This is a genomic window from Chitinophaga hostae, from assembly GCF_018224885.1.
GTDB lineage: Bacteria > Bacteroidota > Bacteroidia > Chitinophagales > Chitinophagaceae > Chitinophaga > Chitinophaga hostae.
On sequence record NZ_JAGTXB010000005.1, the window covers coordinates 182,441 to 197,474 of the forward strand.

7 protein-coding genes are annotated in these 15,034 nt (G+C 44.3%); 1 reads left to right on the top strand and 6 read right to left on the bottom strand.

The window, feature by feature from the left end:
- Positions 1–241 precede the first annotated feature (241 nt).
- The 6 genes from KE626_RS12630 to KE626_RS12655 all read right to left on the bottom strand — a co-directional run bounded on the left by KE626_RS12630 (position 242) and on the right by KE626_RS12655 (position 10,425).
- Positions 242–1,933 carry a hypothetical protein gene (locus KE626_RS12630; protein WP_211973265.1) on the bottom strand — a complete coding sequence of 564 codons (1,692 nt, stop codon included), beginning with the start codon at positions 1,931–1,933 and terminating at the stop codon, positions 242–244.
- 20 nt (positions 1,934–1,953) lie between these two features.
- Positions 1,954–2,790 carry a DUF4397 domain-containing protein gene (locus KE626_RS12635; protein ID WP_211973266.1) on the bottom strand — a complete coding sequence of 279 codons (837 nt, stop codon included), beginning with the start codon at positions 2,788–2,790 and terminating at the stop codon, positions 1,954–1,956.
- Positions 2,791–2,803: 13 nt separating this feature from the next.
- Positions 2,804–6,184, bottom strand: a complete 3,381-nt coding sequence (locus KE626_RS12640; protein WP_211973267.1) for a TonB-dependent receptor — start codon at positions 6,182–6,184, stop codon at positions 2,804–2,806.
- 61 nt (positions 6,185–6,245) lie between these two features.
- Positions 6,246–7,181: a FecR family protein gene (locus KE626_RS12645; protein WP_211973268.1), complete on the bottom strand. Its 936-nt coding sequence runs from the start codon at positions 7,179–7,181 to the stop codon at positions 6,246–6,248.
- Positions 7,182–7,289: 108 nt separating this feature from the next.
- Complete coding sequence (locus tag KE626_RS12650; protein WP_211973269.1) at positions 7,290–7,874, bottom strand: RNA polymerase sigma factor; 585 nt, start codon at positions 7,872–7,874, stop codon at positions 7,290–7,292.
- A 517-nt stretch (positions 7,875–8,391) separates the two neighbouring features.
- The gene (locus tag KE626_RS12655) at positions 8,392–10,425 is read right to left on the bottom strand and encodes an RICIN domain-containing protein (RefSeq protein ID WP_211973270.1); all 2,034 of its coding nucleotides are present in this window, start codon (positions 10,423–10,425) and stop codon (positions 8,392–8,394) included.
- A gap of 389 nt (positions 10,426–10,814) precedes the next feature.
- Here KE626_RS12655 and KE626_RS12660 point away from each other — a divergent pair, with 389 nt between their 5' ends.
- The gene (locus KE626_RS12660; protein WP_211973271.1) at positions 10,815–14,873 is read left to right on the top strand and encodes a hybrid sensor histidine kinase/response regulator transcription factor; all 4,059 of its coding nucleotides are present in this window, start codon (positions 10,815–10,817) and stop codon (positions 14,871–14,873) included.
- Positions 14,874–15,034 lie beyond the last annotated feature (161 nt).

Below are 15,034 nucleotides of genomic sequence, written 5' to 3' on the forward strand. Positions count from 1 at the left end.
TTAATAATTGTTGGGTCGGCTTTGTTGGCGCATGGATATAAGCAAACCCATAAGAATTCTTATATTTTCAAAAATGAAAAATAGGATACGGAGCGAGCAAAAGTTGAAATGCCGGAGAAGTTGTTGAACGAGTAGAAAGGTGAAAAGTAGTAACATATAAATATTCGAATGCGGGCAGACTATTCAGCCTGCCCGCATTTATTGAAGTGATCGAATAAGTAGCCGTTTTTTTTCCTGTATTTTATGGCTTACGTAACTTATACACCTGTAAATAGCTCTCCGGAGAATCGGGTGGAGCTGTTTTCCGTCCTTCAGTAAACAGGTAAATCGCATCTTTATTATCTACCCCCAGTACTCCTCTTAATGAGGAGAAATTTACATATTTAGCAAGACCAGTCGTGTTCACCTGCGACTTGCCTGAGAGGGGGGCATTGCTACCAATCAATTCATTTATCTCCTGCCCCGCATAAATGTAGGCCACTTTCTTTTCCATATTGTAGGACATAGGTGAAGCATAGGAAAAGGATACGATTTCTCCGGTACTAAGGAGTGCACTACTGGTGTTTAGTGAACCAATGAAGCTCATAGTTTCCGATACTGTCCTTTGGGTGGGATATTTCCCGGTAAGGCGGCTGGTGTCGGAATAATTGCAGGAAATTGCCATGTGATCGCCTTCGAAAATCAGCAAGGGTTCTTCTGTCCTGAAAGAATACCAGGCAGGTCTTAGCAGGGTGGTATTAGTGGCGTAATCGGCCGGCCCGGCAAATCCCTGTAATGTAGACGGGTGAAATACATATCCGCTTGCTGCCGCCGGATATAAACCGGGATAATTTCTGTTCAGGCTAAACAGCGTTTTTACCTGGCCATCGGGACTGATCTTTGAGACAATAGTTACGGATCGTCGTTCTACCTGGTTGGTTACATATAGATTTCCATAGGCATCCACACGAATTTCCTGCGCTATAATACTGACTGTATCAATGTTTCCTGCAACAGACTTCTGTGGAGGCCAGCCATACATCACCCGGTTCGTGCCACGACCGCCGAAAAGGGACCGATTGAGCGGGGTGATTTTTTTGGTGCCAAGGTTCATTTTCAGCAGACGTAATACGCCAAATGGTTTTGCATTTGGGTCTGTCCCTAGCAGTGGGTTGTTGGGGCCATTATCTGTTACCTCAGCAGAGATGAACAGATCTGCGCCATCCCAGCTGCAGGTTGCCGAAAGTATTCCAATGATCTGAAACTGATCTGTGGACGAGCTGTATTGAAGCCCGGCTTCCAGTACTTTTGCAGGGGCTTTGCCGGTGATAGATGTGAGATAGGCTACTTTCTTGTTGAAGAAAAAGATGTTTCCGGCAGCGGTTACATTTCCTCCCACAAAATCACGATCAGCAGGGCCGAAACCATCCTGTTTGAAACTGAACAGGGATGCTACTACCAGGGTGGTATCCGTTTTGCCTCCTCCCAAATAGGGGGGCGGCGCTGATGGCTCCAGGATATTAATAGGAGGCGCCGTGATGGTTTCACCATTTGCTGTCAGCTCTACAGGAATACTTCTCCCAGTACCCATGGCCTTTGTAATTACCAGCTTCAGGAAATCCGCTTCCACCGCGGGAATCTCCGGTGTCCCAAGAATAGTGATCTTTTGCTGCATGACTACTTTCGCGTTAACACCACCAATTTTAATCTCGAGTTGCTGTGGGAAAAGACGACCTGCCAGTTCCATGGTATCACCTGGTTTGAAACTGGTTTTATATTGATAGCTATATTGATCATCCGGACTAAGATACTGTTTGGTACCTATCAATGTAGCATGACTGGTAATAATGGAAGGCTGACTATTCAGCAATCGTTCGTTTTTATCCACCTTTTTGCATTGTGTTAGCCAAAGCAAGCAGGTAATGGAAATGACTGTTCTGATAGATGTTTTCATCAGGGGAAATATTTTAATCATTAATACATTCTTTCAATAAATAATTCAGCATTGCGTTCAAAATGCTGGGTTACCTGGAACTTGTTTTTGTAAGTAACAGGGTGGGTATATCCCCGGAAAATAATTGTATAGGAACGACCCGGCATGGCATTAATGAAAGTGCGGCTGAGAATCACAGATGAGTCACTTTTTTGATACACCCGGACGGTGAAGGGCTGGTTGCTATCCAAAGGGAACTCCTGGAAAGAGGTGACTTCCTTAAAACGGACGCCCTGTTCAAACGCGAGGACCCTGTCTTTCCCGGCAGAGAGACAAACTGTATCACTGGAAGGGCTCATATGTGCCAGCCGTATCCTGATTTTTCCCTGTACAATCTGGCGGTCGTCTTCTGCTGGCACCATATCAAAAATGCCGGCGCTGTCTGTAACGAAGATGGAGTAATGTTTTTCCGGTTGCAGGTTGATCTTACCATAAGTCAATTGCCTGTTGGCGGTATCTACTACTCCCGTGGTGTGCATGCCCGCAGGGATGCGTATATAGGTCATCCAGGGCTCAGTGGTATTGTAGCGTACATTTGGATAGAAGAATAGATTATAACTGTTCGCGTCTGAATAACCACTATTGAAATAGGGAAGTTGTACTCCTTTATCACGCAGGTTTTCATCCGGCGTATATACGACCGGGGTATCCAGCAGGATGGTGACACGTTGTGAGGCTGGTGCGCCCTGCAGCATACTAATGAGCTCCATGGACGTATTCTGGAAATTGATGCTGACCAGTTGTTCGCCCTGATCCAATTTTTCTTTTTTACATGCTGCAAGTAGTATCAGCAGTAATAGCGTATATGCTGGTTTCATACTGTTTGGTAGTTTAAAAGGCGTAAGTGAAAGAGAGATTATAAAAGCGTCCGGTATTATATTTCAGGAAGATGTTATCTCCCTCTCCATATTTACCATTGGCTGATTTCATATCTTCCCGGTCATATTTGTAATTATCGTTGTTATCTTCTGCCTGCCGGTAGGCCTGGTCTAACAGGTTCTGTATCGTAAATTTCATTTGCAGCGAATGATAAAGGCGCTGTGTGAAGGAAAGATCTACCAGGTGGCGGGGCAGTTCAAGGATACTTGGTCGGGTGGAGTACACACCTGCGGCGGACCCTGCTGAATCTCTCCGCGCACGGTCAATATTGCGTGGACTTACCGCATAGATGCTGGTGCCACTTACGTTATAAATAAGCCCGATCTTTGTGCCCAGCCCTGCATTTTCGTAGTAGAGCCCTGCATTCAGTACATAAGGAGCTTGTCCCTGTAATGGTCTGCCATGGAGATTTCCCGGTTCGAAAAAGGAATTTTCCACTGCTACATGGTTGTAAATTTCACTCTTTATCAGGGCGCCATTGATATTAACAGATAGCCGCCGGAAAATGCGGCCGGGAATAAAAGAAAGGCTCTTTCTGATTTCCGCTTCCAGGCCATATACTTTTGCCTGATCCGGATTATAGAAACTGATGCTGGTATAGTTATACCTATCATAACTATTTACATCATACCGGTACCGTTCGATGGGTTTTTGAATGTGCTTATAAAAGACCCCGATATTAAACATCTCATTATTTTCCCTATTCCGGGGATACCATTCCAGTCGCAGATCATAGTTATCGATGGTGGCCGATACCAGTTGTGCGTTACCTGACACCACTTCCTGGGCAATATAATCCTGTTCAGAAAAGGGGCTTAATTCTTTGAAGTCCGGCCGGTTTACGGTTCGTCCGTATCCACCCCGTATGACTAGCTCTTTCAGGGGGGTATACATGATATTGACAGATGGCAGGATATTAGTTTTTTCCAGGGTGGTGGCCACCGGTAACACAAATCCACCTGTGCTGATAGCCGCAGATACACGCTGACGATTGTATTCGAGACGTACACCCGCATTGACGATCAGTTTTCCATTCAGCGGATGCCAGTCGGTCATCACATAACCACTATTGTTTTGTTCGCTGCCTGCATAGCCATCTACCGGGGTGGTAGCGTCGTAGAGTTCCAGCCCGCTGCCATCGTTGCGGAAATGGTGCAGGCTCCAGAGTTTTGGAAGATCAGATTCCCGCCAGAAAACAAGATCCTGGTTGTTGTCTACAGGATCGGAAGGTTGTTCTTCTGGTTTGTCGGAGGTTGGAATAATGGTTCTGCCGCCTACACCATAGCGGTTCACCTTAAAATAGCGGCGGGCTACTTCGCGGCTGCGAAAGAGATGGTAGGTGCCTAGCTTGAAGGACGTATTCCGTATGGGGGTGAACGTTATATCGGCGGCGGCATTCATAGTTTGTTGCTGGCTTTGCTGAAAGAAGCGGCTCATCATCCCGTCGATAAGGTCTAGTGAACTATTAGCGTTGGAGCCCAGTGCCGTCCAGCGCAGGTCGGCTTGTTCGGCTTCCGTGTTATAAGCGCCGGAGCCGATATACAGGCGGTTGTAGTTCATCCGCCGCTGATCGGGGCGTTTGTCGAGGTAACTGGTATACCCCAAGTTCCAGGAAAACAAGGTGGCGCTGTCTGGTCGCAGGTAATGGGTACCGTTTAGGTTACCGGCATACAATAATCGCTGTTGAAAGCTATACACCACGGTTTTCGTTTGTCCATACAGCCAGGCATACGCATCATTTTTTTCCTTGATATTGCTGCTGGTCAGATTGCGGCCTTCATTCATAAAGAAGTTCTGAAAGGAAACATTATGGTGGTTATTGAAGTGCAGCGTAAAATTCTGTAGCAGGTTAATACGAGCTATCTGGGTAGCCTGTTGCTCTATGCCGGTTTTATCATGTTCAGTGTAAATAGAATGGATAGATCCATTGGTATTACCGGTTTGGCGGTACAAAGTATAACTCCGGTTATCCAGCTGATAGGTAAAAGACGTGAGGTTGTATAGGCGCCATCTTCTCAGCTTGCAGTTGTCGAAATAATTAATATAGAACTGCAGATCGGGCAGGGCTTTTACTTTGTATAGGGAAAAATCAGGATTGAATCCACTGATACGTTCTGCTACTGGTTTGAGATTCACCAGGCCGCTTCCATCTTTCATGCTACCCATATTGGCAGGGAGTTTACGGGTGCCATCGTCAATGCCCAGCCAGTCTAGTTTTCCGCCTTTGTACTGCATCATGTTTTTACCTGTGGTACCTTCCCGGTAAGAGAGTTGCAGGCCCACATCCAGATGACGCACCGGTTTCGCATTTTTGGTGAATACCTTAATAGCGCCACCGGCATAGTCACCGAAGAGATCCGCGGAAGGAGACTTGTAAACGAGTATGCGATCTATGATAGAAGCTGGCAGCAGGTCATAGGCAAATGCGCGGCTGTACAGTTCCGTAGAAGGAGCAATGTTGTTATTGAGATAAGTGGAATTATAGCGTTGTGCCATTCCCCTGATGACGACAAACCGGTCATCTACTACTGATACACCGGCGATACGTTTAACTACTTCAGCAGCGCTGCGGTCCGCCGTTTTAATAATCTGTTCATTTGAAATACCGGATACTACTGCATTTGACTTACGAATTTCGGTAAGCAGCTGGCTTTCTGTGGTATAGGTAACCGCTTTGATACGTTCTTTGCCTGCACTGATCACTACTCCTTCCAATGACTTTCCGGCGAGCATCTTGATATCCAGGTCTACTGTTTTATCTTTTACCTCCAGGCCTGCGGTGGTATGTGGCTGATAGCCTACATAACTAATCAGCAGGGTATATTTTCCTGCTGGCACCTCCTTCCATTCATAAAAACCTTTTTCATCTGCCACAATACCTTTTCCGGATGGTAATAGTTTTAACGTAGCGCCAGGCAATGGCTGCATGGTTTCAAAATCCACGATACGTCCCCTGATGGCTCCTTTGGATACCTTCGCGGGATGCTGTTCTACGGGTGGCGCTGTTTTAAGGATCATCCATCCTGTGCCTTTTTTCTCAAAGGTATAAGGTAATCCTTTCAATAATACCTGTAATATTTGATCTATAGACTGGTGTTCAAGGGCGAGTGTCGGAACTACCGCAGATTGTATGTCGGCTTTATTAAATGCAATACTGACATTGGTGGTAGCACGTAATTGTATAAGCGCTTGCTCCAGGCTTCCTTTTGAAAACCGGATCGTAAATTCCTTCTGTTGCGCATCTGCGAGGGAAGGAAGTAAAATGAGCATTCCTAACAGGCACAAGTGGGCAATAGCCTCCCACCAAGGTTGAAACAACCGTTTGAATAGCATACTTCTTATTTTATTTTTTATGTGATAGGTGAATTAATTCAGCAGTAATTCATTTAAGGGATCAGTATAGTTCAAACAATTTTTCGTCTACCATGCGGTACTGGCAATTAGCCAATACACAGAATATTTCCGCGATTTCGGCGGCTGATTGATGATGGTTGAAATTGATGCCGGTTTTCAATTGAAGCGAACGACCTGTTTTATTGTTCAATGTAATACCGTATTGATTGTATAATAAGCGGGCTAGTTCCGCGGCATCTATATTTTCGTATACCCATGAGCCGTTTGTCCACCCCATGGCGGAAGCAGTATCGGCTATCATTGATCGGGTAAAGGTTTGATCATTTTGCCGGAACACCAATGATTGCCTGGCGGTTAGCGTCCCTAGTTGCGTTCCGGTTTTCTCTATCTTCACTTTACCGCTCAATACACTAATAGTAGTATGATGCTCCGTTGTATAACTACCGATATTAAACCGGGTACCTAAAACAAGGGTGGAAACGCTGTCTGGCGTGGTTACCAGGAATTCATGTTCCTCATCCTGTTTCACAGAAAAGAGCGCCTCACCTATCAGTAATACATCCCGGTGATGGCTGAAATCGGGATGATAACGCAGCGTTGTATTGGCATTGATCCATATTTCCGTACTATCTGGCAACCAGGTATGCCTAACTTCACCGATGCCAGTATGTATAGTGGTATATACATTTGGTGCGGGAGACAGTAAATAGCTGATCCCCCAGCCGCCTAGGAGCAGCCCGGTGAGCAGGGCCGCAGCATACCAAACGAACGGCGCTTTCTTTTGTGTCCGCTCTTCCATTTCAGCATGCATTTTTTTCAACATCCTGCGTTTATCCACCTGGGATAATTCGATGTCAGGTTTGTTAATATTTCCGTTGTGCCGGAACCAATGTTCTATAAACGCACTTTCTTCTGGTGTGCTTACGCCGGTGAGATAACGTGCTATTATTTCATCCAGACGGTTTTCGTCATTCATGTATTCAAATATCCTTTTGCGTGGAGTATCTCCACATATATAGTGTCTGTAATCTGTGAAACGACTATCCGTCAAAATGGAATTAACATAGGGGTAACATTGGTGGGGTTACAATAGGGAGAAAAAGAAAGTAGAAAGACGGGAAATGGTGCTCCTTAGTCGGGTACGTACTTTGGCAAGATGATTTCTGACGGTATTAGGGGAGATATGCAGTTGGGTGGCTATTTCTGAAACGGAGAGTCCTTTGTCCTGGTTTAGTTCATATACTTTCTTCATTTTTTCCGGTAGTGCGGCTACTTCCTGTGCTACCCTGGCGGCCACGTCGTGGAGATGCGGGGTGGTGAGCGCCATTTCCACCGGCTCTTCCGCCGGTAGTAACCCGTCTAGGCCTGCGGGGCGAATGGCCTTTTCCCGCATATAGCGAAGCGTTTTATAACGCGCTACACTAAACAGGTAATTAAACAGGGAAGAGGCAATACTGATCTGTTCTCGCTTTATCCACATATTCATAAATACTTCCTGGGTGAGGTCTTCTGCATCATGACGGTTATCGATATGCCGGTACACAGACGCAAAAATAGGCTGGGCATAGCGTTGATATAGTTCATCAAATGCACGCCTGTTACCTTGCTGTACAGAAAGCCAAAGTTGATGGTCAGGAATAACAGCAGAATCCATGGTGTAAAAATACATGGTTAATATTAAGGGACTGTTAAGTTGTAAAAGCTCCGATTTGATCCGACAGTCGGGTTAATATTTTTAGGCAGCTGGAGGTAAGTGAAGTTATCCAGCTGCTTTTCTTTTGCCCAATGTAACGTTTCTTTGAAAGTCTGTAATGGCGTCCTGACTAAGCAGTATTTGCCACTATGTGTGAGTTTAGTATTCACATGTAATATTTGCGGGATTGTTGTTGGCGACATCATTGTGAATGGACACTACATCATTCTGTATGGTCCCCGCCCGAGTCACACTGGTCATTAATTTTTTCACTACATCGGGATGCATTTCTTCATCCCGCAGGCAGCCTTGTTCAAAATAAATGTCTTTTAGCAGTGGAAGAATATCCATGAGGCGTAGTCAATAAAGACATCTATTTTGAACAAGGAATATTCAGCAACTAAAAATATGGAAAATGTAGCGAATCTGTTGAGACTTCACAACTTATAGCATTGACTTGTTATAGTTGTGTATGAAAACGCCCGTATTTTAGCTATTGCTTTACCAGCCTGAATTGCTGAGTGTGTCCACTGTTATTTCCCCATAACTGTATTTGGGTGCCGTCGGTGGCTGAAGTACTAATCACATCTATGCTCTTGTCGATAAGCGCTGATTTGAATCTAATATAACCGCCTTCGTATATTACCAACCATTTTTGTGCATTGGTGTTGTTGTTGTAATAAAGTTGAAGCGGTGTACCATCTGTAGTTCCGGCTGCACGGACATCCATTACTTTCATAGTGTCCAGCATAGATTTAAAGATATAATATCCATTGCCTGCATATCGCGCAAGCCATTTTTGGTTATTACCATTGTTACCGCCCCATAGTATAAGCGGTGTTCCGTCGGTAGTTGAGGCGCCTGTTACGTCAATAACGCTTATATTATTTACTGCCGAAATGAACGTGTAGATAGCTCCATCGGTTATTTGCATTGTTGATTCTTGTTGGAAGGCGCCTACATCCGGAGTGCCTGCCGGAAGCGGGTTGTTCCAGAAATCTTTACCGCCATTATTGTTAATAAATATACCTGTGCTTCGGCAGGGTGACGTTGCTCCTGTCTTAAATCCATCTGTTGAATCGAAGCTCGTGCCCCATACCGGATTTATGAACTGTGGATCTGCATAAAAGTTATTATTTTGTACGGAGGTGCCCCAGTTTAATGATGAAAATTTAGCGGACGGATAAAAACAGTTATTGAGAAATGTAACATTGGCGTTGGGTGCCACTGGGTTCGACCCGTCGTCGCCTACCAGGGTTTTAACTGTTGCTGTTGGTGCAGCAAGAAAGATATTGTTCGATATGGTAACACCGGAGGGATTATTCAGGAAGATTTTATTTACGGGATTTTTCAGATAGAATACGTTATTGTATATATGATTATTGGTGACACCTCCTCCCATCAGGATCAGTTTTTTATGACCGGTTGTACCCACATCGTTCACGCTTACATTATACCGCACGGTAATGTTCGCTACCCCGGGCATTAACAGCAGGAAGCCGCCGTTATTATCATGCGAGTAATTGTATTCTATAATATCGCCATCAGATCCTGTATCTGCATCCCAGGCCATGCCATCGTTGGGGCCGCCACCTGTCATACCATACACTTCATTGTGAGAGATGACCGTTTGGTAACTGAAATAGGTCCACAGACCAGCGAAGTTTGCATTGGTATTTTTACAGGCATTATTCACCACATTATTGGTGGCCCTGCATCCGCCGCCTACTTCTGCAATTACAATTCCATCCCCTTCTATATTTTCAATCCGGTTGTTGTCAATGATGATATTCTTTGAGCGGAGTGCAAAGTTTTCATCAGACTGTGTATGGATTCCCTCCATGGAACAGTTGGATATAAGACAGTTTTGTATCAGTAAGGTATCAAATCTTCCGTCAGTAATTATACCGCCATGAAATTTCTCATAGTTCGGCTGACCGACAATAGCGGAGTTTACATCATGGATGTAACAGTTTTTAATGGAGATATTGGTATAGGGCTTAGCTGGACTTCTCGGGCATTGCAGCCTGATGCCGGTTAAACGGTATGTCGATCCCTGTGGCGTTCTATTGGTTACTTCCAGGTTGTTGATTTCCCAATACGATACGTCTTTTAGCAGAACGGTTGAGAAATTATTGGCTGGCCCACCGCCGTTTATAACTGGCTTTGCATCTCCACCATATTTATCTATCACAATAGGCGCCCCCGACGTCCCGGAGCCTTTGGGTTGAAGGCTTCCTGTCCATGAGTCTCCACTTTTAAAAAGAATGTGATCACCCGGACTAAAGGTTGCAGCGTTTATTTTTTCGAGTGATTTCCAAGCGGCATCGGGAGATTTACCAGAATTATTGTCGTCACCATTGAGATCTATATAATATGTAGTACCAATGAGCGCCATCAAACTGGCAGCGACTTTTTTCTCCAGGATACGTTCAAGAGCTTGCTCTCTCTTACAGGAAAGGAGCCAGATGCAAAGAACCGCAGTGGTTGTAGCAATGGTAATTTGGGTTGGGAGCGTAATTTTCATTTTTAAAAAGGTTTTTTGTTCGGTTAAGAATTCCTTTGGTTTTCAATTCCTTGGAAGAGGTTTTTGACATTTGTTTAGTGGTTTTCAAGTGCATTTATGCTGCAGTGGGCGTGTTTTCATTCTAATATTGCTTATATTAAAAGATATTTGATTAAACCGTGTGGAAAATTAGATGATAACGCTTGACCCAATTATTGATTTACTGTAGACCCTGTTGACCACATAATAATACTCTTCTGCATGCCCGAAATGTACATTAAGATAGTAATGAAAAGAGAGAAAAAGGGGGGGCGAATTTTTCAAAAAAGGTGGCTGAATGCTATCTTTTGACTGTATAGGTATTAGGTGGTGATTATTTAATTAACTTATTTGTTTGAATAACCAACGTTATGGAAGTACGATCTATGAAATGGCCCTTTTGCATATTGTTATTACTATATGGAACGCTAACCGATGCCACCAGCCTACCACCGGTATTTTATCTCGGAATTGAGCATGGCCTGTCAAACAATGAAGTAAATTGTATTTACCAGGCCCGCGGAGGTTATATATGGGTGGGCACATTTGATGGCTTGAATCGCTACGACGGGTATAGTTTCAAAACCTTCCGGAAGAAGATAGGGGACGCCAATTCTCTGGTCAACAATCACGTCCAGGATATTCAGGAAGATGCATCGGGCCAGTTATGGGTGGCCACCAGGGGAGGTGTGTCTGTTTATAATCCGCTTCTCGAAAAGTTCACAACACTCGCTTATTCACCCTTAAACCAACAAACGGAGCGGGTAGCAAATAATATTACATCACTGAAAAAAGATGTGAATGACGATATGTTGGTGGGCACTGCCAGAGAAGGGTTACTGGTACATGACCATAATAAGCAGCGGACATATCAGGTACCTGTGTTAGAGGTTGGTGTTCCTGTTACAAGATATCATGTCAGTGCCATTGAAACCGATCCGCAAAAGCAGGTGTGGATATTTGTAGAAGGAAAAGGACTATACCGCTATAACCGACACCAACGTACAGCTCGTCTTTTCAGTGACAAGCTGCGGCAAGCTGTGTGTATCAGGGCGGATAAGGCAGGCCACCTCTGGTTGGGATCAGCGACCGGTATTTACCGGTATACCATTGCTACTGACCAATATATGTTCTTTCCATTGCCCAGTGCCGTAACCGGTTTGTATATTGACCGAAAGGAAGACTTGTGGATATCTACAGATGGTGAGGGAATGTATGTTATGAATTGCCTGGCTATGCAAATCAGGCACCTGGCGGGGGAAAAGGGGGAAGAAATCTTTACCAGTAAGGCCATAAAGGGGGTATGGGAAGACCAGGAAGGTCGTTATTGGGTGGCCACATTACGTGGTGGTATTAACATCATGGATAATCACCGGCGACTTTTCAAAATTTTTATTCCTGGCGCCTTCAAAAAAGAGTACTATGATAACTATTTTATTTCTGCTTTCAGCGAAGACGCTTCCGGTAACATATGGATAGGCACCGATGGGAATGGTCTCTGCTATTGGAATCGTTTCCGCGATATTTTTATTCACTTCATGAAAGAAGACCATCTGGGGCTGAGCAGCAACAGTATAACAGGGGTATTGAAAGATCATGCAGGTGATATATGGGTAGGTACCTGGGGAGGGGGGGTATCTCGTTACCAGTCCGCCAGCCGATCTTTCGAACATTTTACGCTAATCGATCCGCTTACCAAAGCTAATTGTTCTCAGGCCTGGAAGCTTTTTGAGGACGCCGGGCATACTTTGTGGGTAAGCACTTATGGTGATGGCGGACTTTTCCGATTCAACAGTGACTCCCACTGTTTTGAGTTATTCGACGATTCCATTGGTAACATCCTGACTATGATGGAAGACCATGAGGGGAATCTCTGGGCGGGAACAGACGACAAGTTGCTCTTGATTGACAAAAAGGGCAAAAAGCATATAAGCTACGACATTGGATACCGTATCCGCAGCATACTTGAAGCGGGGAATGATTGGATGTGGATAGCCACCGAAGGTAATGGGTTACTTTATTTTCATAAAAAAACTGGTCAATACACCCGGTTTACAGAAAATGAGGGACTGCCCAATAATGCCGTGTTGAACATTCTACGCGATAACACCGGTTATTTGTGGTTAAGTACATCTTATGGCTTGTCCAGGTTTGATACCGCTACGTATAAATTCCAGAACTTTTCGGCTTCCAATGGATTGCAGAGTAACCAGTTCAGTTATTCCGGTGCGTTGAAGTTGCGATCTGGTGAATTATTATTCGGCGGAATTAAAGGGTTCAACCTGTTTGAACCCAAAGAGATAGAGCTTTCTGAGGATAGTCCTGTAGTGATGCTGGCAGGCATAAAGATTAATAACGTACCCTTAAGCGACAGTTGCAATCTCCGTTATATAACAGCGCAAACACAAAATGCGGTTACCCGGTTAGAACTGCCATATGAGAAGGCATCGCTGGCGTTTGAATATGTTGCGCCGGAATATTCACTACCAGACAAGGTAAGCTATGCCTACTTCCTGGAAGGCTGGGATAAGAACTGGATACAGGCAGGTAAAGTGAAAACTGCCTATTACAGCCGGTTAAATGAGGGCAACTACGTTTTGCACATTAAGGCGGCAAATGGATCTGGTAAATGGGGACCGGAAACAAGGTTGCGCTTACAGGTGTTGCCCCCATGGTATAGGTCATGGTGGGCATATGGGTTATACGTCGCCGTTACCTGTGTTATCATTTACTTTTATACACAGTACAAAAGGAGACAAACCTGTATGGCTTACGAATTGCTTCTGGCACAAATAGAGATAAGGCAGGAAAAAGAATTGAATGAGAAGAAGCTTTCATTTTTTACTAATATCACCCATGAATTGAGAACGCCACTTACTCTTATCGTGAACCCCGTCAGCGAAATGCTGGAAAAAGTGGGAAGTGAGCTCAAGAAAGATCTGAATCTCGTGTACCGGAATGCCAATCGTCTGCTTATGATGGCAGATCAGCTACTCCTTTTCAGTATGATGGACAAAGAAGTCAGTCATTTGCAGATTAGTCGATTAAACTTGTACGAGCTATGTAACAATACCTTCGAATGTTTTTCACAGATGGCTGTACACAAAAGTATACAGTACCAGTTGATATGTGATAACAGGCAACTCGAAATATCCGGAGATGCCCAGAAGTTAGAGATTGTATTGTTTAACCTTATTTCCAATGCTTTCAAGTTTACACCATCTCTGGGGAGTATAATTATAGAAGTAAAGGAAAACGGGACTGATGTAGAAATTCAGGTAAGCGATACGGGTTGTGGTATCGATGACCATGTCAAAAGCAGGTTATTCGAAAAATATTACCATGGAAAAGAGAGGCCACAAAACCAGGAACCTGGTTTTGGAATTGGTTTATACCTGGTGAAGCAGTTCATAGAATATCATGAAGGCTCGGTGGAATATATTAGTTCCCCAGGTCAGGGGACTTCTTTCCATATCCGCTTAAAGAAAGACAAATGGCCTGATGTTTTCCCGGAAAGTGTGGCAGAAAAGATCTTGTCAAAGCGGGATAATCCAAAACCGTTGCTGGAGGAAGACTTGGTGCCTCCCCCTGCCGTTGGACCTTTGGAGATTACCGAAAAAAAATCATTGCTGGTGGTGGATGACGATACGGAATTCCGGCAATACCTTAAAAGGAAATTCGAAGACAAGTACCTGGTTTATGAAGCCGGTAACGGCATGCATGGCTGGGAAATAGCGCAACATCATATACCCGATATTCTGATCTGTGATGTGTTAATGGATGAGATGAATGGAATAGAATTATGTCGGAAAATAAAACAGGACCCTTCTCTAAATCATATCCCGGTAGTTCTTTTGAGTGGAATGAGCTCGCCAGAGAAAAAACTGGAGGGTATTGAGAGCGGGGCAGAGGACTACATCACTAAGCCTTTTGACCAGGAGCTGTTAGCTGCCAGAATACATACCATTTTGGAGAACAGAAATGCATTGCAGAAATATTTTCGCGATAATATTACTCTCCGGGAAAACTCCCAGAAGATTTCCGCTGTATATAAAGTGTTCCTGGAAAAATGTATTGAGATCATCGAGGATAATCTTGATAATGGAAACCTGGGCCCTCGATTCCTGGCTAAGCAATGTAATATGAGTTACTCCAAACTATACAGGAATGTGAAATCAATTTCCGGTCTGGCCATCAATGCCTTTATCAGATCAATCCGCTTGCGGAAAGCAGCATTACTGATTCTCAGCACCGACATGAATGTTAGTGAGGCAGCCTACAAGGTAGGTATTTATGATTTGAAATATTTCAGGAAACAATTCAAAGACTTGTATGGAGTGAACCCCTCCGGATATAAAAAGAAGTATCAGCATTTATTTAGTCGCGAATATAACCTGGTAGTAGGTGTACAGGCGCCATACCAGGAATAAAACCATTACAACGGCATTGCTGTGACATGCTGTATTTTTTTTTCCCGGAACAGCGGTATGATAAAAAATTCTGGTTGATAATACATAGATTCAGGGCAACAAAGGGAGCCTCCCTGCAGAAGCTCCCTTTGTAACAGAGAATAACATGCTCTTAGCCTTAT

Bases quoted from the DNA above. Each gene is read 5' to 3' on its own strand.
- KE626_RS12645 (WP_211973268.1), bottom strand. From the start codon at position 7,181: ATGAATGACGAAAACCGTCTGGATGAAATAATAGCACGTTATCTCACC.
- KE626_RS12640 (WP_211973267.1), bottom strand. From the start codon at position 6,184: ATGCTATTCAAACGGTTGTTTCAACCTTGGTGGGAGGCTATTGCCCAC.
- KE626_RS12635 (WP_211973266.1), bottom strand. From the start codon at position 2,790: ATGAAACCAGCATATACGCTATTACTGCTGATACTACTTGCAGCATGT.
- KE626_RS12660 (WP_211973271.1), top strand. From the start codon at position 10,815: ATGGAAGTACGATCTATGAAATGGCCCTTTTGCATATTGTTATTACTA.
- KE626_RS12655 (WP_211973270.1), bottom strand. From the start codon at position 10,425: ATGAAAATTACGCTCCCAACCCAAATTACCATTGCTACAACCACTGCG.
- KE626_RS12630 (WP_211973265.1), bottom strand. From the start codon at position 1,933: ATGAAAACATCTATCAGAACAGTCATTTCCATTACCTGCTTGCTTTGG.
- KE626_RS12650 (WP_211973269.1), bottom strand. From the start codon at position 7,874: ATGTATTTTTACACCATGGATTCTGCTGTTATTCCTGACCATCAACTT.